General features: G+C 61.0%; 19 protein-coding genes and 3 pseudogenes. 10 read left to right on the plus strand and 12 right to left on the minus strand.

Features of this window, described 5'->3' with window-relative positions:
- Positions 1-804, plus strand: coding sequence for a transglutaminase family protein (locus QTA57_RS16755; protein ID WP_171558350.1), 804 nt, complete (start codon positions 1-3; stop codon positions 802-804).
- 39 nt (positions 805-843) lie between these two features.
- Positions 844-1584 carry a proteasome-type protease gene (locus QTA57_RS16760; protein ID WP_171558349.1) on the plus strand — a complete coding sequence of 247 codons (741 nt, stop codon included), beginning with the start codon at positions 844-846 and terminating at the stop codon, positions 1582-1584.
- 161 nt (positions 1585-1745) lie between these two features.
- On the opposite strand, the pseudogene QTA57_RS16765 reads toward QTA57_RS16760, so the two are convergent.
- Positions 1746-2917: pseudogene (locus tag QTA57_RS16765) on the minus strand (FAD-dependent monooxygenase).
- Positions 2918-2992: 75 nt separating this feature from the next.
- Positions 2993-3469, minus strand: coding sequence for an RNA polymerase-binding protein DksA (dksA, locus tag QTA57_RS16770; RefSeq protein WP_171558345.1), 477 nt, complete (start codon positions 3467-3469; stop codon positions 2993-2995).
- A 129-nt stretch (positions 3470-3598) separates the two neighbouring features.
- Here dksA and QTA57_RS16775 point away from each other — a divergent pair, with 129 nt between their 5' ends.
- The 6 genes and pseudogenes from QTA57_RS16775 to QTA57_RS16800 all read left to right on the plus strand — a co-directional run bounded on the left by QTA57_RS16775 (position 3599) and on the right by QTA57_RS16800 (position 8640).
- Positions 3599-4438 (plus strand): AAA family ATPase, encoded by an 840-nt coding sequence (locus QTA57_RS16775; protein WP_290152631.1) that lies wholly within the window; start codon positions 3599-3601, stop codon positions 4436-4438.
- Complete coding sequence (locus QTA57_RS16780) at positions 4438-5346, plus strand: AEC family transporter (protein WP_290152633.1); 909 nt, start codon at positions 4438-4440, stop codon at positions 5344-5346. The genes QTA57_RS16775 and QTA57_RS16780 overlap by 1 nt, the downstream gene beginning before the upstream one ends.
- 33 nt (positions 5347-5379) lie before the next feature.
- Positions 5380-5892, plus strand: coding sequence for a GNAT family N-acetyltransferase (locus QTA57_RS16785; RefSeq protein ID WP_330696729.1), 513 nt, complete (start codon positions 5380-5382; stop codon positions 5890-5892).
- Positions 5892-7256, plus strand: coding sequence for a DUF2927 domain-containing protein (locus tag QTA57_RS16790; RefSeq protein ID WP_407933487.1), 1365 nt, complete (start codon positions 5892-5894; stop codon positions 7254-7256). The genes QTA57_RS16785 and QTA57_RS16790 overlap by 1 nt, the downstream gene beginning before the upstream one ends.
- A 22-nt stretch (positions 7257-7278) precedes the next feature.
- Positions 7279-7443, plus strand: a complete 165-nt coding sequence (locus QTA57_RS16795; RefSeq protein ID WP_171558337.1) for a hypothetical protein — start codon at positions 7279-7281, stop codon at positions 7441-7443.
- A gap of 13 nt (positions 7444-7456) precedes the next feature.
- Positions 7457-8640 (plus strand): annotated as a pseudogene (locus QTA57_RS16800) (vWA domain-containing protein).
- 225 nt (positions 8641-8865) lie between these two features.
- Here the strand turns inward: QTA57_RS16800 and QTA57_RS16805 are convergent.
- Genes QTA57_RS16805 through QTA57_RS16815 form a run of 3 tightly spaced genes read right to left on the minus strand, consistent with a single transcriptional unit; the run spans position 8866 to position 10460 of the window.
- The gene (locus tag QTA57_RS16805) at positions 8866-9537 is read right to left on the minus strand and encodes an L-2-amino-thiazoline-4-carboxylic acid hydrolase (RefSeq protein ID WP_290152639.1); all 672 of its coding nucleotides are present in this window, start codon (positions 9535-9537) and stop codon (positions 8866-8868) included.
- Positions 9538-9591: 54 nt separating this feature from the next.
- Positions 9592-10179, minus strand: a complete 588-nt coding sequence (locus tag QTA57_RS16810; RefSeq protein WP_290152641.1) for a TetR/AcrR family transcriptional regulator — start codon at positions 10177-10179, stop codon at positions 9592-9594.
- Complete coding sequence (locus QTA57_RS16815; RefSeq protein ID WP_290152643.1) at positions 10176-10460, minus strand: hypothetical protein; 285 nt, start codon at positions 10458-10460, stop codon at positions 10176-10178. Before QTA57_RS16815 ends, QTA57_RS16810 begins: the two co-directional genes overlap by 4 nt.
- A 192-nt stretch (positions 10461-10652) precedes the next feature.
- On the opposite strand from QTA57_RS16815, the gene QTA57_RS16820 reads away from it, so the two are divergent.
- Complete coding sequence (locus tag QTA57_RS16820; RefSeq protein WP_290152644.1) at positions 10653-11351, plus strand: M48 family metallopeptidase; 699 nt, start codon at positions 10653-10655, stop codon at positions 11349-11351.
- Positions 11352-11355: 4 nt separating this feature from the next.
- Positions 11356-11814: a DUF2267 domain-containing protein gene (locus tag QTA57_RS16825; RefSeq protein ID WP_290152646.1), complete on the plus strand. Its 459-nt coding sequence runs from the start codon at positions 11356-11358 to the stop codon at positions 11812-11814.
- Here the strand turns inward: QTA57_RS16825 and QTA57_RS16830 are convergent.
- The 7 genes and pseudogenes from QTA57_RS16830 to QTA57_RS16860 all read right to left on the minus strand — a co-directional run bounded on the left by QTA57_RS16830 (position 11811) and on the right by QTA57_RS16860 (position 19838).
- Entirely contained in the window at positions 11811-12353 is a 543-nt protein-coding gene (locus QTA57_RS16830) for an RSP_2648 family PIN domain-containing protein (protein ID WP_290152647.1), read from the minus strand. The genes QTA57_RS16825 and QTA57_RS16830 overlap by 4 nt on opposite strands.
- Entirely contained in the window at positions 12350-13558 is a 1209-nt protein-coding gene (locus QTA57_RS16835; protein ID WP_290152650.1) for an RSP_2647 family RNA methyltransferase, read from the minus strand. Before QTA57_RS16835 ends, QTA57_RS16830 begins: the two co-directional genes overlap by 4 nt.
- Positions 13559-13597: 39 nt before the next feature.
- Complete coding sequence (locus QTA57_RS16840) at positions 13598-14227, minus strand: DUF6778 family protein (protein WP_290152652.1); 630 nt, start codon at positions 14225-14227, stop codon at positions 13598-13600.
- Positions 14228-14387: 160 nt separating this feature from the next.
- A complete protein-coding gene (locus tag QTA57_RS16845; protein WP_290152654.1) occupies positions 14388-15212 on the minus strand; it encodes a fumarylacetoacetate hydrolase family protein in 825 nt (274 codons plus the stop codon).
- A gap of 13 nt (positions 15213-15225) precedes the next feature.
- Positions 15226-15990, minus strand: a complete 765-nt coding sequence (locus QTA57_RS16850; protein WP_290152656.1) for an HpcH/HpaI aldolase family protein — start codon at positions 15988-15990, stop codon at positions 15226-15228.
- A 75-nt stretch (positions 15991-16065) separates the two neighbouring features.
- On the minus strand, positions 16066-17037 hold the full coding sequence (locus QTA57_RS16855) for a FliM/FliN family flagellar motor switch protein (RefSeq protein WP_290152658.1): 972 nt from the start codon (positions 17035-17037) through the stop codon (positions 16066-16068).
- A 118-nt stretch (positions 17038-17155) separates the two neighbouring features.
- Positions 17156-19838: pseudogene (locus tag QTA57_RS16860) on the minus strand (ATP-binding protein).

The following is a 19838-nucleotide window of genomic DNA, read 5'->3' on the forward strand; positions in this document are numbered from 1 at the left end:
ATGCGGCTCACCATCCTTCACACCACGACCTATCATTTTGATCATCCGGTGCCTTACGGGCTGCAACAGTTGCGGTTGATCCCGAAGAGCCGCGCCGGGCAGCAGGTGATGAGCTGGGAAATGGAGATCGAAGGCGGTCGGGCGCAGACCGAATTCAACGATCATCATCTGAACCGGGTGTCCTTGATTTCCTTCGATCCAGATGCAACCTCGATCGTTGTACATTGCCGCGGCGAGGTAGAAACCGCCGATGAGGGCGGTGTGATCGGCAAACATGGCGGTTTCGCGCCGCTTTGGCTGTTCCAACAATCGACCGAGCTGACCCGCGCCGGTGCCCATGTGCGCCGCTTGGCTAAGGGGTTGAAAGACGAATACGAGGAGGACATCCCCAGGCTCCATGCCCTCTCGGCCCGCGTTCTGGATGCGGTGCCGTATGAGATTGGCCCGACCCATGCCGCGACCAGCGCCGAGGAAGCGATCGAGCATGGCGGGGGCGTGTGCCAGGATCACGCCCATATCTTCATCGCCGCCGCCCGCGCTCTGGGATATCCGGCGCGCTACGTCTCGGGGTATCTGATGATGGATGACCGCGTGCACCAAGACGCCAGCCACGCTTGGGCCGAGGTGCATGTGCCGATCTTGGGCTGGGTTGGGTTTGACATCTCAAACGGCATTTCACCTGATCCGCGCTATGTCAGGGTGGCCACAGGGCTTGATTACACCGAGGCGGCCCCGATCTCGGGCCTGCGGTTCGGCACCGCTGGCGAAGCGATGATGGTCGATATACAAGTGCAGCAGCAGTGATGGCGCGGGCAGGCGCGCAAGCGTAAGGGACGAACAGGCATGACCTATTGCGTGGGCCTCAGGTTGAACCGCGGGCTTGTGATGATGTCGGACACGCGGACCAATGCCGGTGTCGATAATATCAGCGTTTTCAAGAAGATGTTCCTTTGGGAAACCGAGGGGGAACGGTCGATCACATTGATGACGGCGGGCAACCTCGCGACCACCCAGGCCGTGGTCAGCCTGTTGAACGAGCGCGCAAAGCCAGCCGAGGAGCGTGGACAACCCTCGATTTTGGAAGCGCCCTCGATGTTTCAAGTGGCGCGTTTGGTGGGTGAGACCCTGCGCGAGGTGATTGTGGATCAAGCTGGCGAGGGTGGGCCCGCGAGTGAGAGCACCTTTGGCGCCTCGATGATTTTGGGCGGACAGGTGAAGGGCGGCGATCCGCGGCTTTTCATGATCTATCCGGAAGGAAATTTTGTTGAGGCCAGCAGCGATACGCCATTTTTCCAGATCGGCGAGACCAAATATGGCAGGCCGATCCTGGTCCGGGCCTATGACTCAGAGATGAGTTTTGAAGAGGCGGTGAAGCTTTTGATGGTGAGTTTCGATTCGACCATCAAAGCGAACCTGTCCGTGGGATTGCCGCTCGATATGCATCTCTATGAGGCCGATACGTTCCGGCATGGGCGGCAAGGACGGATCGAGCGCGACGATGCATATTTCGAGATGATCTCATCTCGGTGGGGTGCCGCCCTGCGGGAGGCGTTTCAGAGCCTGCCGTCTTATTCGATGGAGTAAGAGTGGCGGCGGCTCGGCTCAGGCCCCCTAGCGGGAGCCATCGCCGCGCCGCGTTGCCACGGCCATATGGCGACGCTCGTCTGACGTAACAAGGCAAGGACGATCATTGAGATCTCGGGTGCCTCCGGCGGGGATATCTTTGAAGCAGAGAAGGCAGGCTGTCAGCCGTTGGTGACGTCATGGCCATAGAGCCATTCGAATTGGTTCGACGCCATCTGCGGTGCAAAACGACCGGCCAGACGCAGAGCCGTATGCGCGGCAGTGCGGTAGGGGCCGGGCCGCAGGTGGTAGTTCTCAGCATTCTTTGAGGCCGCGTCGACAATCCGCGCGCATCGGGGGCGGCGTGTGGCGGCGTAGCGAGCGAAGCCGGTAGCGAGATCATCCTCTTTGGCCAAGCTGTCCGCCAATACCCAAGCGTCCTCAAGCGCCATGTTCGCGCCCTGCGCCAGGAAGGGCAGCGTCGGATGAGCGGCATCGCCGAGGAGTGCGGCATGGTCATTGTGCCAGGTTTTGGCCAGCGGATGACGGAAGAGACCCCAGAGGAAGACGTCATCGGCCCGCGCCAACATCTCGCGAATCTCGGGCGCGAAATCTCGGAACGCGCGGCGGAGATTGGCCGGGTCATCTCGATGGTTCCACCCTTCCTCCGCCCATCCGTCACGTTCTTCGACAGCCACAACATTCATCTCCGCGCCATGGCGGAGCGGATAGCGCACCAGGTGACGCCCAGGGCCCATGAAGACCTGCGCCTCGGCTGGTATGTCGGGCGCATCCATTGGGATCGTGCACCGCCACGCCACCTGCCCGGTGAAAAACGGCTGAGTCTTGGGATTGAGCGCGGCGCGGGTCGGCGAATGCAGCCCGTCGGCAGCAATCAGACAGGTCACGATCTCGGTTTCACCTGTGGCGAAATGGAGTTCCATGCCACCGGGGGCCCGGTCACCGCCGCTATCGCGCGGCCCAGTTCGACTTTGACGCCCGCCGAGACAGCAGCCTGGCGCAGCATCTCAATCAAATCGGCGCGGTGCATAAGGTGATAGGGCCGGTCGGGGCGCGAGAGCAGCAGGTGAAACACCTCGGCACCGCGGCGGAAATCCCGCAACCGCACCGCTTGCGCCAGGGGCGCCGCCTGCGACAACGCCTCGCCCAGACCAAGCGCCTTCAAGACAACCGCTCCGTTTGGACTGATCTGGAGGCCCGCGCCAACTTCGGTGATGCGGTCGCTCTGTTCCAGCACGCGGACCTGTGCACCGCGTTGGGCAAGCGCTGTGGCAACGGCCAACCCTGCGATCCCTGCCCCCAGAACCGTGATCTCGCGTCCGATCAGCATGATGCCTCCAAAGAGAAAGGGCAGCGCCTGTGCAGCCCTGCCCTCTCAATAGATTTATCCGTTCATGTCCGCGCGCGGTTAGTCGTCGCGGTGGACCTTCTCACGCCGCTCGTGACGCTCTTGCGCCTCGAGGCTCATCGTCGCGATCGGGCGGGCATCCAGCCGTTTCAGCGAGATCGGCTCGCCCGTGTCTTCGCAATAGCCGTATTCGCCTTCTTCGATCCGGCGCAGCGCCGAATCGATCTTGGCGATCAACTTGCGTTGACGGTCACGTGTCCGCAACTCAAGCGCCCGGTCGGTTTCTTCCGATGCCCGGTCGGCGACATCCGGAATATTGCGCGTGCCGTCTTGCAGGCCCGCAACCGTATCCCGGCTTCCGGCCAGGAGGTCTTCTTTCCAGGAAATCAGCTTGCGGCGGAAATACTCCACCTGGCGCTCGTTCATAAACGGTTCGTCCTCTGCGGGACGATAATCTTCAGGCAGAAAGACTTCGACTTTCATGTCACTCCCCTTGTCGGGGCCGGATTGCTCAATCATGTCTTGTGTCGCGCCCATCCGGCTACTCCCCGGGGTCCGATTATCGGAATGTCTCTTGCTTGTCACGCACCTAATGTGCCGCTATGGCGAAAGAAAGGCTGACGTCGGTCAGAAACGCGTGAAGCGCCATTTTTTTGAGGGGGTTGCATGAAATTTAGCGGCACAAAAGACTATGTGGCGACCGAAGATTTGACCGTTGCGGTAAATGCCGCCGTGACATTGGAACGCCCGCTTCTGGTCAAAGGCGAACCCGGCACCGGCAAGACCGAGCTGGCGCGGCAAGTGGCTGGCGCTTTGGGCCTGCCGATCCTCGAATGGCATATCAAGTCGACAACGCGGGCGCAGCAGGGCCTTTACGAATATGACGCCGTCAGCCGGTTGCGCGACAGCCAGTTGGGCGATGAGCGGGTCAATGATGTGGCCAATTACATCAAGCGCGGGAAGCTCTGGCAGGCCTTCGCCGCCGATGAACGCGTGGTCTTGTTGATCGACGAGATCGATAAGGCGGATATCGAATTCCCGAACGATCTTCTACAAGAACTCGACCGTATGGAGTTCTTTGTCTATGAAACCGGCGAGACGGTGACAGCCCGCCAGCGGCCCATCGTCATCATCACCTCGAACAACGAAAAAGAACTGCCGGACGCGTTTTTGCGCCGCTGTTTCTTCCACTACATCCGCTTCCCCGAGATGGAGGTGATGAAACAGATTGTCGAGGTGCATCATCCGGGCATCAAACAGGCGCTTTTGACCACGGCTCTGACGCAGTTCTATGAGATCCGCGACCAACAGGGGTTGAAGAAGAAACCCTCAACATCTGAGGTTCTCGACTGGCTGAAACTGCTGTTGGCCGAAGATCTGGACCCGGAAGATCTACGCCGCGACGGGGCCAATGCGCTGCCGAAACTACATGGCGCGCTCCTCAAAAACGAACAAGACGTCGCCCTGTTTGAACGACTGGCCTTCATGGCGCGCGGACAGCGCTAGTGCTGCAAACACTTGCAGACCCGATTCTACCGGTCTTTCTGGCGCTGGTGACGGGGTATGCTCTGCGCAAGGGCGGCGTGATGGAGGCCGCCCATGCCGCCGCGATCAACAAATTCGCCTTCTATCTGGCGGTGCCTGCGCTGATCGTCTCGGTGGTTGGGAAGGCACCCATCGGAGACTTTGAATGGGCGGCTGTCGGCGTCTATTTCGCGGTGCAGATGACGCTCTATCTGGGCACATTTGCGCTGCTGAAAATCGTCCTGCGCCTGCCAACGGCTGAGGCGCTTTTGCTCGGCATGGCGGCCAGCTTCGTCAACCATGTCTTCTTTGTTTTACCCATTGCCGAACGCTTGGTTGGCCCGGATGCTGGCGTGCCGATGGCCGGGTTGGTCATGCTGGATGCGGGCGTGATCTTTCCGGCCACCGTTCTGGCCACGGCCCTTCTGACAGCCAAGGGTGAGACCAGATCCGGCATGGCGGGCCTGATCCTGAAGAACCCATTTGTCTATGCCTCGCCCATCGGCATCGCCTTGGGCCTGTTGGGCGATGCGGCCCCATCGGGCATTATGACCTTCGCGGAGTTTGCCGGGGCATCGGCGGCGCCCGTGTTGCTCTTTACCCTTGGGGTCACGCTTGCGGGCTCCTCCCTCGCCCGCATCGGTCCCGAGGTTTGGATCGTGACAGCGGTGAAACTGTTGGTGCATCCGGCCTTAGTCGGGGGCCTCCTGACCCTGGTGACGGTCAGCCAATTCACGACCGACATCACGCTTTTGGTGGCCGCCGGCCCCTGCGGCGCGATGCCGTTCGTGATCGCCACGCAATACGGTGTTCGCACCGAGGCGATTGCGAAGGCGGTTCTGATCTCGACCGTGCTTTCGATCCTGTCGCTTGCAGTTTTAACCGCTTAGGAAACAATCCGTTTTTGGCAACCGACCAAATTTGTGCCACATTTGAACCATAGCTCAACACCTCCACCACGGACCGAATGGGACAGTTTTCCAGTGACATCTGACATTTCCATTCGCCCGCTTTCATCAGATGACAAGGCGGTCTGGGTTAACCTGTGGCGGGACTATCTGGCGTTCTACGACACCACCCTCCCATCGGAGATCTATGACCTGACGTTCGCGCGCTACACCGATGCCACCCGAAAAGACATGCGCGCCTGGCTCGCTTGGGATACAACAATGGCGGTCGGTCTGGTTCACGCAATCGCGCATCCGCATGGCTGGAAGGCCGAGCCCGTCACCTATCTGCAAGACCTCTTCACCACGCCTGCGGCGCGCGGCAAAGGTGTGGCGCGGGCGCTGATCGAAACCGTCTATGCCGATGCGGATGCCGCAGGGCGCCCATCGGTCTATTGGCTTACACAGATCGGCAACACACCGGCCCGCGCGCTTTATGATCGCGTCGCGACCCCGACGGATTTTATGAAATATCAAAGGACCAATTAGTGTTTCGATTGTCTCTTCTCGCTGCTTGCGTCGCGCTTTGCGGTTGTGTGCCTGCGGCGGTCTCTGACTTGCCCGAACGTCGCGATGCCACACTGCCGACCGCGCTGCCCCCGATGGCGCAATTCTCGCTCCGCGCGGCGGCGGCTCCGAGACGGTCGAATATCGAGATTGCCCGCGATTTTCTGGAGCTCAGCTTCGAGATGGAAAGCGGTCGGCACATCGACCGGATCAGCCGGTTCGAAGGCCCAATTACGGTGGCCGTCGCCCCGGGGGCACCCACCTCGCTTGGCCCAGATCTCGACCGGCTTCTGGCGCGCCTGCGCCGCGAGGCCGATATCAACATCTCCCGAGTGCAACGCGGCACAGGGCCTGCGTCGATCACGATCGAAACCCTGCCGCGTGCCCAGATGCAGCGGATCGTGCCACAAGCGGCCTGTTTCGTGGTGCCCCGGGTATCAAGCTGGCAAGAATTCCGCCGCGCCCGCACGTCGCGCGATCTGGATTGGACAACGCTTGCCACCCGCGAGCAGGTGGCGGTGTTCATCCCCTCCGACGTTTCACCGCAAGAGATACGCGACTGCCTACATGAAGAAGTGAGCCAAGCGATCGGCCCGCTCAACGACCTCTATCGCCTGTCCGATAGCATCTTCAACGATGACAATTTCAATGCGGTCTTGACCGGGTTCGATATGCTGGTCCTCCGCGCTTATTACGATGACAGCTTGCGGTCGGGGATGACCCGCGCCGAGGTGGCCAATCGCCTGCCCAGCCTGCTGTCGCGCCTGAACCCGCGCGGCAATCGCAGCGCGGGCCCCGCCGCGCCACGCAGCCCGGATGCCTGGATCAACGCCATCGAAACCGCCCTTGGCACTGGAACCAGTGGCCCGCGCCGACTATTCGCCGCGCAGCAAGCGGTGGCTTTGGCACAATCCGCCGGCCTCCGCGACGGTCGCCTGGCGTTTTCCTATTTCGCTTTGGGCCGCCTGACGCTGGCCCGGGATCCAGACCTGTCCCTCACCTCTTTTTTGAATGCTGGGCGTCTCTATCGCGAGATTGACCCAAATGGCATCCAGTTGGCGCATGTGGATATGCAACTGGCGGCATTCGCTCTCTCCTCTGGCCGGATCGACCAAACGCTCGCCTTGACCGGGGGTGCGATGCCCGCCGCCACACGGGCCCAAAACGCCAGTCTCTTGGCCACGCTCTTGATGATCCGCGCCGAAGCATTGGATGCGGCCGGGCGCGCGTCAGAGGCCCGTGCGGTTCGGCTCGACAGTCTTGCCTGGGGCCGTTATGGCTTCGGCCGGACCGAGGCCGTGCAGGCCCGGCTAGCCGAGGTGGCCGGGCTCAGCCCGCCAGCCTGATCGGGCGCAGAAGGGGGCGACTATGTTGAATTTTATCGGCTTGGCGGTTGGGGCAGCCCTCGGGTTTTGGACCGCGCGGCGCCGTGGCGGCAACCGGTTGGATATGCTCCATTATGCGGCGATCTATGGGTTGATTGGCTTCATCATCGGTGCCTTCGCAATGCTTGTGATCCCCGCCCCTGCGTGACAGGCTGGCGCCTATGTTCCTGCCGTTTTTTGAAACCCTGCGCATGGCGCGCATCCCGGTCTCCCTAAGGGAGTATCTTGGGTTTCTAGAAGGTGTCTCCGCCGGTTTGGTGACCTATGATGTGGACGGGTTTTACTATCTCGCCCGCGCCGCGATGGTGAAAGACGAGCGCCATCTGGATCGGTTCGACCGCGCCTTTGCCCATGCTTTTGGCGGGCTGGAGCAGATCACCCCCGAACAGGTTCTTGAGGCCACAGAAATCCCGCAAGACTGGTTGGAGAAACTGGCCGAGAAGCACCTGACCGAAGAAGAACGCGCCGAGATTGAAGCGCTTGGCGGATTCGACAAGCTGATGGAAACGCTCCGCGAGCGGTTGAAAGAGCAAGAGGGCCGGCACCAAGGCGGCAATAAATGGATCGGCACCGCAGGCACCTCGCCGTTCGGAGCCTATGGCTACAACCCCGAGGGCGTGCGCATCGGACAGCACGAGTCGCGCCATCGTCGCGCCGTCAAGGTCTGGGACAAGCGCGACTTCAAAAACCTCGACGGTGATGTGGAGCTTGGCACCCGCAACATCAAAGTTGCGTTGAAACGTTTGCGCCAATGGGCCCGCGATGGAGCGGCGGACGAACTCGACCTTGATGGCACGATCCGCGCCACGGCCGAGCATGGCTATCTCGATGTGCAAACCCGGCCCGAACGGCGCAATGCGGTGAAGGTGCTGTTGTTCCTCGATATCGGCGGCTCGATGGATGACCATGTGCAGATTGTTGAAGAGCTGTTCTCGGCTGCGAAGTCCGAGTTCAAACATCTCGAACACTATTACTTCCACAATTGCCTCTATGAAGGCGTCTGGCGCGACAACCGCCGCCGCTGGACAGAGCAGACGCCGACTTTCGATGTGCTCAACACCTACGGCTCTGATTACAAATGTATTTTCGTGGGTGATGCGGCGATGTCTCCTTATGAGATCGCCTTTGCCGGGGGGCGAATGAGCATTGGAATGCCGAGGCAGGTCAAGTCTGGCTGGAACGCGCCTGCGCGCAATGGCCCGATCACCTCTGGATCAACCCGACGCCTGAGAAGCACTGGCGTTATACCCAATCGACTCAGATGATTGGGGAGATATTTCAGGGCCGCATGGTGCCCATGACGTTGGAAGGACTCGACCGAGGCATGCGCGAATTGAGCCGATAATCGGTTGTAACGGCTCCCGCCCCGTCAAACCCGGCCCGGGATATCGTCTTATCTGCAAATAAGCTAGAGAATTTCCATGCGTGCTCGCCTTGCCCTTACATGGTGCAAAAGGCCTCGGCCAATCGCGACGAGACGGTGGTCGACGCCGCCGGTGCTGTTTGACGCCGTGCCTGATTTGCGCCCGACTGGCCCAGCCAGATTCGGGGGCTGGGCCTTTCTGAACCGCTATCCGTGCCCGTGGCCCGGGCCGCGTAGGCGGTCCCAAAACGGGGCGGAGTAGACCAGTTTCGCTTCGCGCTTGAAACAAAAGTCGCAGGCCTCGCAGCCTTGCGCCAAGGTGCCGGAGCGGCTGACCAACACGGGCCTGTCCGACGCGTTTACAATCTCCATCCATTGCGCATCCCAGGCGCAGAGGATCGGCGTCAGATCGCTGCGCCCGGCATCCCAGAAATAGTCCACGAACACACATTCGGTGACCATCAAAGTCGCATAATCTGGGCCATTTTCCTGATGGGTTTTCAACCCACTTCCCCAGGCCATCCGCGCCCGTTCGGCCAGTTTGTTGCCCGCTTTCGCGTGGCCAACCGGGTCCGGCGTGACCCACAGCCACAGCCGCATCGACCAGCGCGCCAGGTTTTGACCGGATTTCAGAAATGCGGCCCCGGCCCTGTCCCGCGCGTCGCGACGGCTTAGTCCCGCCTCTTCCAACAACTCGGTCGCCGCATGTAGCCCGGTGGCCAATGCATGAGTCAGTTCGGTCTGCCCATCTTCGGCCACCAAATGCCGCCGAGCAGCCAAATGCCTCGCGCGCGCAATCAAATCCTTGTCGGATATGTGGGGGTCACCACCGCGATTCAGAGCGCTCAAAAACCCGCGCCGCCACAATCGTACAATCATCTTTCCCATCTCTTTTCTCCCACTCGCGTCTCAAATCTCTCCGCCCGTCATGGCTTACACGGTACCTGCGGGTCTTTCCGTCGCGGGCTGAAATCGGGCCCGCAGCAACTCGTCAAACAACAAATAAATCCGTCTTCTTTCATCGATCGAAATCTCTGGGTTTAGCAGAACGATCCCACTGAAGGCACCATAATCCAGGAGCGACAGGTCGCGCGCCGTCTCTTCATCAACACCGAAACGCGATTTGTAGACCTCGGCGACAAAGGCAAGCCGCGCCGTTTCGGTCTCCGCCAGCAAGGCCGCAATTCGGTCATCTCGCTTCGCCAACTCACGAATGTTAAGCTCCAAATGAATGTCGATTTCCAAAGCTTCTTCAATCAGCGCGGCAAGCTGTGTGTCGGTGAGCGTCGCCGGGTTGAACTGCTCCACGAAGATATCGGTGTAGAGCACCCGCCACTGCTTGGCCAAGGCTATGAGGAAGCTGCTAAGATCCTCAAAATGATGATAGAAAGAGCCTTTGGTGACCCGCGCCTCGGCACAGATCCGATCAACACGCAGGGCATCGGGCCCATCGGCGCTCAAGAGCTTCAACCCAAGATCAAGCCAATCTTCCCGGTAGAGGCGTTTGCGCGGGCCGGTCATAAGACTAGCCCCCAAAGACCCAGCCCCGCAACCGGCACAAACAACCAGCCTTGAGGCAAACGCGCATAGCCCGCGCCAATCCCAAGCGGCAGGAGGATACCGATTGCCGCGAAGCCCGCCGCTAGGGCCACACCTGCCATCGCCAAACCGGCGGCACCGCTTGCGCCGAGGCCGGCGGCCAGGAATAATCCTGCCATGATCGCCAAGGTGATCGAGACCAGATGCCAACAGAGATAGGCCGTGTCTCGCACCATCGCGGGCAGGTCACGGCTCTGGCGCAATGGACCGGCCACCTGCGCCCCACCCATGAACAAATGTACCACCGTCCAAAGGGCTGAAGCGCTGCGGCCGCAAGGAAGAGGGTGCTGGACATGGGTGATCTCGACTCAAATGTTACGGCAATATACATACCATACCGAACGGTATGTCAACCGCCTATTGCCGCCCTCCTCCAAAGGCCCCATATCCCCTATATGCTGAAGTTCACCCCGATCCTTTTGGCCATTCTCTACGCGCTTGCGATGTATCAGTTTTCGGCCTGGCGGACGCGGCGGGAACTGGATCAACGCTCCAGCGAGTTGGCCGATGCCCGCTTGCGCGGTTTGACCGATCAAATGGCACGCGCCCTTGGGATCGAGCGGATCAAGGTCCACCTGTATGAAATCGATCCCGTGAACGGATTGGCCGCGCCCGATGGGCGGATTTTCCTCACGCGCGGGTTCTACAACAAATACCGGTTGGGCGAGGTCAGCGCCGAAGAGATTGCGAGCGTCATCGCCCATGAATTGGGCCATGTGGCGCTCGGCCATACGCGCCGCCGGATGATAGATTTCTCCGGGCAAAACGCCGTCCGTGTGGCCCTCGCCACGGTTCTGGGCCGCCTCATACCGGGCGTCGGCGTTTGGATCGCCAATATGCTCGCCTCGCTTCTGATGGCCCGGCTCAGCCGACAGGATGAATACGAGGCTGATGCCTATGCCTCGGCACTTTTGGTGAAAGCGGGCATCGGGACCGGCCCGCAAAAGACACTGTTTTCCAAGCTCGAAGGGCTAACCGGCATGGGTGGGCGGGGTATGCCCGCCTGGCTTATGAGCCATCCCAAGACGCAGGACCGGATCGCCGCGATCGAGGCGCTCGAAGCGCGTTGGGCTCGAGAATTGCCAAGCGAGTAACCCGATGCCGATGCCCACCACCTATCGCCACGCGACCAAGGATTGGCAGGCCTTTATGGCCGATGCGAAAGATCAGATGGGGCTGATCTCGGACAACTCGACCTATACGGCCATCGACGCGGTGTTTCAGGTGTTCCGCTGCCGGTTGACCGTGGCCCAAGCGCTTGAATTCGCGGATTTGTTGCCCGCCGTCGCCCATGCGCTGTTTCTCGCCCGCTACGACAGTGCGGCGGTACCCCTGCCCTTCGCGGATCGCGCCACGATGACCGCGGAGGCAAAATCGGTGCGCCCGCATCACAACCTGACCCCCGACAACGCCATCGCGGCGGTTGCCTATGCGCTCCACCGCCACACAAACCCGATCGACCTTGCCCGGGTCTTGGCAGCAATCGGTCCGGAGGCCGAAGCGTTCTGGCATGTGGATGTGGCCGATCCGTCGGAGTTGGCGCGGCAGATCACCTAAGTCGCCAGCGCTTTGCCCAATCGAGGCAGCCGCGCCCGCTTCATCAGCTTTCGCAAATCAAGCCTCTCGCCCGAGAGCCTTTCTGCTTGACTATGCACCCGATCAACCACTTCGGCGATGATATCTGGTTGCTCCTGCCAAAGCCGATAGAGCAAGGCATCGGGATGGATGGCTTGCAAATCATGACCTTGCAGCTCCCGCGCCGGAAAATCCTTGAGATTGAAGGTTAAAATTGCCTCAGCGCAGCCCGCAATCGCCGTTTCCAGCACATGGATGTCATGCGCATCGGGAAGCCAGAGTTGCGCCTCCAAATCGGGCTGCGGCGCGATCTCGGCTTCGGGCCATGCGCTCCGCAGAACAGCGATCTCACCTCGCGCAATGACGTCGTCGCCCGGGTTTCGCCGCGCTGCCGCGCGCGCCCATTCCTCCAAGATCCGCGCCGACCAAAGCGGCTGGATCAGCCCGGCCTCCGCCATGCCGATCAGGATCTCGCGCAGCACCGTTGGATAGAGCACGCAGGCGTCGAGGCACAGCCTCATGGCATCAACCGAAACGCCAGCGCTTTGAGATACCCTGTTTCACTCAGATCAGGGTGCTGCGGATGGTCCGGCCCAGCAAAACCGGTATATATCAATCTCGGCACCCGGCCCGCGCGCCCGATCCCGCGCAAACAGGCCGCACGGAACTTGGGTAGCTCCGCCGCGTGAGAACAGGAGCACAGGATCAAGACGCCGCCCGGCGCGACCAGAGGAGCCGCCAAGCGGGCGACACGTTCGTAAGCGCGAAGCCCCTTTTCAAGCGCTGGCTTCGACGGAGCAAAGGCGGGCGGGTCGGCGACAACCAGATCGAACTGTGCGCCCTCCCCCGAGAGCGCCTCCATCACGTCAAAGGCATCTCCCGCGCGGGTCTGGAACCGCGCTTCAGCCCCCATTGCCGCCGCGCCGGCCTGGGCCAAGCTTAACGCGGGTGCCGACGCGTCCACGGCCACCGCCTCGCTTGCGCCGCCCGCCAATGCGGCCAAACCGAACCCGCCGACATGGGAAAACACATCCAAAACCCGCGCATCGCGAGCCAACGAGGCCGCAAATGCTTGGTTCGGGCGTTGGTCGTAAAACAGGCCGGTTTTCTGACCACCGATCACATCGGCCAGATAAGTCGCCCCGTTCATTGAGACCTGTATAGGAGCCTCAGGGGCCGCGCCGCGCAACACCGTCATCTCATCCGGCAGGCCCTCAGCCGCGCGCGCCCGACCGCTGCCGTTTTTGATTAGCGTGGTGCAGCCGGTCAGGTCGAGCAAGACATCGGCAAACATCTCCAACCGCTCTTCCAGCCAGATCGCATTTGGTTGCATCACCAGCGTGTCGCCAAACCGATCCACGATCAGCCCCGGCACGCCGTCGCCCTCGGCATGGATCAACCGGTAAAATGGCGCTTCAAAGAGCTGGTTGCGCAATGCCAGAGCGGCGCGCATGCGGCCCCCGATCCACGTCTCGTCTATGACCGCTTCGGGGTCACGATCCAGCATCCGAAAGGCGATTTTACCGCCGGTCGTAGCCGCGCCCATCCCAAGTGGCCGCCGCTCTGCATCTTCAAGCACCGCCAAGGCCCCGGCGGTCAATCCGCGCGAGCGACGATCCAACACCAGCTCATCGGCCCAGGCCCAGGGAAAGCCATGGCGCAAACGGCGCGCGTCGGCTTTCGGTTTCAATCTCAGGGTGGGCAATGTGGAAAGGGGCGCTGTCATGCGCCCCCTCTATCTTGCCTTATCGATGGCGAAAAGAGATCAGTTGATCAAACTCGCCATGACAGGTGCGGGTGCAAAGGTTTCTGATACCCAGGTCTGCAACCGCGCCTGAATACGATCCCGTTGAAAAATGCCTTGCCGTTCTGCCGCGATGGCTTCGGACCCGCCAAACGCGCGGAAGGTCAAATCCACATGCTCCGGACCGTGCAAGAGTGCGCCGGTTTCCGCATGGCGCACGGTCAGATCGAACTCGACCTCATGTTCGCCACCAAAGGTATAACGCGTGCGTTCGGTCAGGGCGTGGAACCGTGTGACCACAAGTTGAACCTGCACCGGCACCTCGCCTTGCAAGCCGGAAAAGGCAGCTTCAAGCGGCGGCGTCATCACATTGGCGACCTGCTGATGACGATCACCAATCGGATCCTCGCGCCAGACGATATCCGCACGGGGTTTGATCGAGTTGGCCTCAGAGACCGTAAGCGCACCGGGCACATCCACCCGCAACCCCGAAACCTGCCAATTCTGCGCCTGAATCGCCAAAGCCGACGGTGCGGCCTGTCCAGCGGGCGAGAAATCGAGCGGCGCGGCACGGCTCACGGCATCCGGTGTGGCACATGCCGATACGGCCAGGCCAAAACCCAGAATGATGAAGGGAATCAATCGTTTCATGCTCTTCCTCCTACCCATTTTCCTGGGTTTCGGTGGGACTCTAAGAGCAGAAATAGCCCCCAAAAGGGGCCGGATTGGGATACCGATGGTGCGTTGACTGGGCTTTTTGGTGATGAAACCCTGTTCTAAATACGGCGAAAATCGGCGTCTCTGACCCGCATCAGCCTGCCTCAACCGTCATATTTTGTTGACCCAACCCGTCGATTTCCAACGTGATCTCATCACCTGGCGCAAGAAACACCGGTGGTGTCATGCCCGCGCCCACACCTGGCGGCGTGCCCGTGGCGATGATGTCACCGGGCTGCAATGTGAAGAAATCGCTGAGATATGAGATGAGTTTTGGGACGCCGAAAATCATCTGCTCGGTCGACCCATCTTGCCGCGTCTCGCCATTGACCCGCAGTCGGAGGCCCAGTTTCTGTGGGTCGCCCACCTCGTCCGGCGTCACTAACCAAGGCCCGATCGGCGCAAAACTGTCGCAGCTCTTGCCTTTGGTCCACTGTCCGGCGCGATGTTTCTGAAAGTCACGCTCTGAGACATCGTTGACCGCCACATACCCTGCAACATGATTGAGAGCCTCCGCTTCGGTCACATGTTTTGCTGGTTTGCCGATAACCACGCCCAATTCTACCTCCCAATCGGTCTTCGCAGACCCGCGCGGGATGTAGATTGTGTCATTCGGCCCAGTGATGGCCGAAGTCGCCTTCATGAAGATCAGAGGTTCAGGCGGCGGCGTGGCCCCAGTCTCCGCCGCGTGATCGGCATAGTTCAGTCCGATACAGATGATTTTGCCTATGCCGGTGAGTGGTGGCCCAAGTCGTGGCGCGCCGGGCACAAGCGGGCCATCGGCGGTGAGGTCGGGCAACCGGGTCAACACGCCGCCACCCAAGTCTGCGACTTGTCCCGAAAGATCCCTAACTTGGCCCGCTGCGTCCAACACCCCGGGCTTCTCCATCCCCGGTGCCCCATATCTTACAAATCGCATCGCGCGTCCTCTTCTAGTCGATCTTCCGAATACCAGCGACCTCGGTTCTGGCGCCGGACAACATCCAAGCGTGTTCCGAGGCAATAAAAAACGCGCTGAACCCATATTGGCGGAGCGCCGCTGCCTTCTCGGCATTTGGCGTGAAAGTCATATACGCTTTGCCAGCCGATTTCGCTGCGTCTCCAACCGCCGCCATGGCGGCCATCAATTCCGGGCTGTCTTGGTTCATTTTGCCATACGCCACGCTCAGGTCGGCGGGCCCGAGAAAAAGCGCATCTATCCCATCGGTCTTGGCAATCGCGCGGGCCTGATCCACCGCCTCGGGGTCTTCGATTTGTGCGATCACGACCGTTTCCTCGGCGCTTTGCGCCAGCAATTCTGGCATCGTGCGGGTGGCAAACCCCGCCCATCGGGTCGAGCCAGCATAGCCGCGCCCGCCATGGCCAAACCGGGCGGCCTTGGCGATCCGCGACGCATCTTCGCCATTCATGATATGAGGCACGACGATGCCAGTGGCACCGGCATCCAGAGCCTGCAAAATATGTTCCGGCGCTGCAGACGGCACCCGCACCAAGACCGGAAAACCGCCAGCCCGGGCCACGGCGAGGCAATTGTTGAGCGTTAGACGATCGAAAGGCGCGTGTTCGGCATCGATACAAACAAAATCGAGGCCCGATAGCATCAGAACCTCCATCACATCGACTGCGGGCGTTTTCATGAAGGTTCCGGCCATAACCTGGCCCGATGCGATCTTCGATTTGAACGTTGTGCTTGCCATGGCCCTGCCTCAGGTGATCCTGCTTTCCTCCTGGGCAACCTGACCGGATCGGGATCGGAATGCAATTGCGCGGATTTAGTCCGCTTCATCACTCTCCGACTCCACGACATCGGGCAGTGGCGCGCTTGGCAGGGCCGCCTCGGGCGGGCGTGGCGCCACCGGCGGCTCCTTGACAGGTTGCGCCTTCGGCACCGGTGCGGGTCCGGTCGTCATCAACATCGCGCGGCGCCCATGTTGCTGCCCCAACCTCCCACGAAATATCGTTTGCCCGGCCGTGTCTTCTAGGCCGACTTTGGTTAAAGCCGCCGCGTCAAACCCGATCAAATCACCAGGGGCCAGCGCTTCCAGTTGTGCAAAACTCCGGCGCACACGGGTCAAGATGACGCCAACGGGCACCTCTGCCTGCCCAACAGCCCGACGAAAGGCGGCCTGCCACGCCGGATCTGGGTCGGCCGATGCCGCCGCTTCCGATGTCATTGCACCGTCGGCAGCAGCGGGCACGGCAAGAAGTAAGGACCCGGATTTTGCGCCCTCCCCCAAGGCCACGTCGACCCCAAACCGGTGATATCCGACATCAGGCATCAAAATCGGCAATTGACGCCGATCCGAGAGCACTCCACCGAAACTCAAGCGTCGGGGCCAATCAACGCCCGAAACCCCGTCCAGTTCAGCTGCAAAGGCCGAAAGCAACAGTTCGACAAAATCCCGGGTCAGTGCGATGTCGATTTTGGTCACGGGGCGGCCCGGCCCCTGCACCCGATCTACCCGACCCGTCGTTTGAACCTCAATCAGCGCATCAACCAAAGGCTGCTGCAGTAGGCACAAGCCGCGCCCATTCTGCGGCGCATCCAAGCCAATCAACAAGCCCCCATCGGGAAGCTCAGTTAGTAAATCGCCCAATGGCAGGCCCCAGTTCACCTCTTCCTTTTGCGGCTCGGGCGACAGCCCTGGAAAGGGTGCGCCAGCCCGACGAACCGCACGCTGAAACGCCCGCCTTGCCCGGGTTCCGCGATCAGGCGCGGGCGTCGCATGCGCCCGCCTTGTCATCCGTTGTATTGCCGAGAGATTGGCGGGTTCCGCCATATCGAGCCTTCCCGTTTGCAGTGTGGCAGCCGTTCAGACCTTATGCGCCCGGCAAGGTTAAAAATCTCTCAACCGCCACCCATCATGCAGCCCTAAGGGCACGCCCCGGCAGACGCACGCGGAAACACGCCCCGGACTGGCCTGGTAAGAACACCAGGCCGCCGCCCAAACGGGCCATGATCTCGCGGCTGATCGCCAACCCTAACCCCGCGCCCGGGGCCTCCCGCGCCGTATCGGCCCGTGCGAATTTTTCAAATATAAGAGCGTGTTGGCGCGCCGGGATGCCCGATCCGTTATCGGCAAACTCAACCTCGGCTCGGCCCGGCAATTGCTTGAGTGTGATCCGAAGCTCCGGGGCCTCTGCATCGCAGTATTTCTGAGCGTTCGAGATCAGATTGATGAAGACCTGCGCCAGACGGTCCGCATCCGTCCAAAGCGGCAAATCTTCCTGGTCTTGCTGCCGAACGATCTTCAATCGCGCGCCATGTTCCAGTGCGCTGGTCGCGTCGATCGCGCGATCCAACACATTGCTGAGTGTTGTCTCCCCTTCGTTCAGCGTCACCCGCCCGTCTTCAAGCACACTCAAATCCAACAGATCATCCAACAAACGGGTAAGTCTGAGGCTCTCGTCATGAATGATCCGGCTAAAGCGCGCGCGCCCCGCACTATCCAAGCCATCGCTTTGCATCAAGATTTCCGAAAACGCCCGGATCGATGTCATCGGTGTGCGTAATTCATGGCTGATCTGGCTGAGAAACGCGTCTTTTTGAACCGACAACTCGGTGAGTTTCTCATTTGCCTCACGAAGCCTTGCGGCCGTCTGCGCCAGTTCGGCGGACTTCGCTTCAAGCTGGCTAGAATACTCCATCATCTGCGCGGTTTCATCGGCCACCGCCAAGAGATCCCGCACCGAGACGCTGGCGCCACCGGTGATCTGCCCGACCATGGCATTTGCAGTGGCCGCGCCGACGGACCCGGCCAACTCCCGCTCCAAGTGCTCCAAGAAATCCGGCGTCGGCTCTGGCAATTGCGCCTCCCGCCCTTGCCCGGCCGCCGCATCCCGAAAGAGCCGCGCGGCGCGCCCTGCCCCCAATATCCGCTGCGCCATGATCAGCAGATCATCCGCCGTACCGGCGCTGCCCTTCCAGGCCAGAGGGGTCTGCGAATGCTCATACACATTGACGAATTGCGCCCCCATGAGCCGTTCCATCGGACTTGGGAAGGTGAAGAGCGAGACCAGGACAAACGCGAAGGTGTTCACCCCAAGCGACAGGATCATCGCGGTCAAAAGCGGGTCGGCACCATCAAGGCCCAAAGGGGTTGCCGGGCGGAGCCAGGCAATGCCAAAAGGCCCGCTCTCCAACACGCCCTGCATCAACCCGGCGGTTGCCGCATTGGGCACCAAAAGCACCCAACCCCAGATCAAGAACCCAAGTCCAATCCCCGCCGCAGCCCCGGGCCGCGTCGCGCCGCGCCAAAAAATCCCGCCCAAAAGCGCGGGCAAGACCTGCGCCACGCCGAGAAACGCGATCAGGCCAATCGAGGCCAACGCATCGTCGCCGCCGGAGAGCCTGTAATAGAGCAGGCCAAGCGTCAAAACGCCCGCGATGCTCAACCGCCGCGCCATCAGAGCCACGCGGCGCATATCCCCGGACATCGGGTTTTCGCCTTTCGTGGCCCGCATCCAAAGCGGCACGATGATGTGGTTCGACACCATCGTGCTCAGCGCCAGTGCCGCGATGATCACCATCGAAGTCGCGGCCGAAAACCCACCCAGAAAGGCAAAAAGCGCAAGCCCGCCCTGCCCTAGTTCCAGCGGAAGGGTCAGCATGAACAGATCGGGGTTCGCGCCCGCGGGCATCATCTGCAACCCAACCACCGCAATCGGGATCACAAAGAGGCTCATAAGCAGCAAATAGAGCGGGAAGGCCCAACTCGCCGTCGCCAGATGCCGCTCATCGGCATTTTCAACAACCAGGACCTGAAACATGCGCGGCAGGCATAAGATGGCTGCGCCGCTGAGCACGGTCAGCCCGACCCAACGCGCGCCGTTGGAGGTCCATTTCGCGATCGGACTATCTTCGACCCGCGCCAGAATATCCGCTGGCCCATCGGCCAAGCCCCAGACAACGAAAGCGCCAACCGCGATCAGCGCAAAAAGCTTCACAATCGCTTCCAATGCGATCGCTGAGACGAGTCCGGGATGACGCTCATTCACATCGAGCGACCGGGTTCCAAAGATGATTGTGAACAGCGCCAGACCACCGGCGACCCAGATCGCAGTGCTCTCGGCATCCGGCTGTCCCAATGCTCCCGGTCGGACGAAAACCGAGAAAGAAAGCGTCACCGATTGCAACTGGAAGCGCGATATAGGGCGTCGTGCCGATCACCGCCAGGACCGTGACCAGCGCCGCCAGACCGCCGGATTTGCCATAGCGGCTTGAGATCATATCGGCGATCGAGGTGATCCGCTGCGCCCGCCCGATCCGTACCATCTTCCGCAGCAGCCAAAACCAGCCGATAAAGACCAGCGTCGGCCCCAGATAGATCGTCATGAATTCGAGGCCGGACCGCACCGCCGAGCCGACCGCACCGTAGAAGGTCCACGCGGTGGTATAGATCGACAGGCTCAGCGTGTAGACCAAAGGCGAACTCAGCCATCTCGCCTTGCCCAAAGAGGCCCGTCTTTCCGCCCAGAACGCGACCCAAAAGAGCCCCGCCACGTAGACAATGCAAACCGCAACCAAGCCATTGAAGGACAACAT

The sequence above is a fragment of the Fontisubflavum oceani genome, from assembly GCF_030407165.1.
In the GTDB taxonomy this organism is placed as follows: domain Bacteria; phylum Pseudomonadota; class Alphaproteobacteria; order Rhodobacterales; family Rhodobacteraceae; genus Rhodophyticola; species Rhodophyticola oceani.

Excerpts from the sequence above, each read along its gene's own strand:
- QTA57_RS16835 (WP_290152650.1), bottom strand. The coding sequence starts at position 13,558 with ATGACAGCGCCCCTTTCCACATTGCCCACCCTGAGATTGAAACCGAAA.
- QTA57_RS16850 (WP_290152656.1), bottom strand. The coding sequence starts at position 15,990 with ATGGCAAGCACAACGTTCAAATCGAAGATCGCATCGGGCCAGGTTATG.
- QTA57_RS16795 (WP_171558337.1), top strand. The coding sequence starts at position 7,279 with ATGTTGAATTTTATCGGCTTGGCGGTTGGGGCAGCCCTCGGGTTTTGG.
- QTA57_RS16820 (WP_290152644.1), top strand. The coding sequence starts at position 10,653 with ATGCTGAAGTTCACCCCGATCCTTTTGGCCATTCTCTACGCGCTTGCG.
- QTA57_RS16755 (WP_171558350.1), top strand. The coding sequence starts at position 1 with ATGCGGCTCACCATCCTTCACACCACGACCTATCATTTTGATCATCCG.
- QTA57_RS16840 (WP_290152652.1), bottom strand. The coding sequence starts at position 14,227 with ATGAAACGATTGATTCCCTTCATCATTCTGGGTTTTGGCCTGGCCGTA.
- dksA (WP_171558345.1), bottom strand. The coding sequence starts at position 3,469 with ATGGGCGCGACACAAGACATGATTGAGCAATCCGGCCCCGACAAGGGG.
- QTA57_RS16830 (WP_290152647.1), bottom strand. The coding sequence starts at position 12,353 with ATGAGGCTGTGCCTCGACGCCTGCGTGCTCTATCCAACGGTGCTGCGC.
- QTA57_RS16845 (WP_290152654.1), bottom strand. The coding sequence starts at position 15,212 with ATGCGATTTGTAAGATATGGGGCACCGGGGATGGAGAAGCCCGGGGTG.
- QTA57_RS16775 (WP_290152631.1), top strand. The coding sequence starts at position 3,599 with ATGAAATTTAGCGGCACAAAAGACTATGTGGCGACCGAAGATTTGACC.
- QTA57_RS16855 (WP_290152658.1), bottom strand. The coding sequence starts at position 17,037 with ATGACAAGGCGGGCGCATGCGACGCCCGCGCCTGATCGCGGAACCCGG.
- QTA57_RS16825 (WP_290152646.1), top strand. The coding sequence starts at position 11,356 with ATGCCGATGCCCACCACCTATCGCCACGCGACCAAGGATTGGCAGGCC.
- QTA57_RS16810 (WP_290152641.1), bottom strand. The coding sequence starts at position 10,179 with ATGACCGGCCCGCGCAAACGCCTCTACCGGGAAGATTGGCTTGATCTT.
- QTA57_RS16760 (WP_171558349.1), top strand. The coding sequence starts at position 844 with ATGACCTATTGCGTGGGCCTCAGGTTGAACCGCGGGCTTGTGATGATG.
- QTA57_RS16805 (WP_290152639.1), bottom strand. The coding sequence starts at position 9,537 with ATGATTGTACGATTGTGGCGGCGCGGGTTTTTGAGCGCTCTGAATCGC.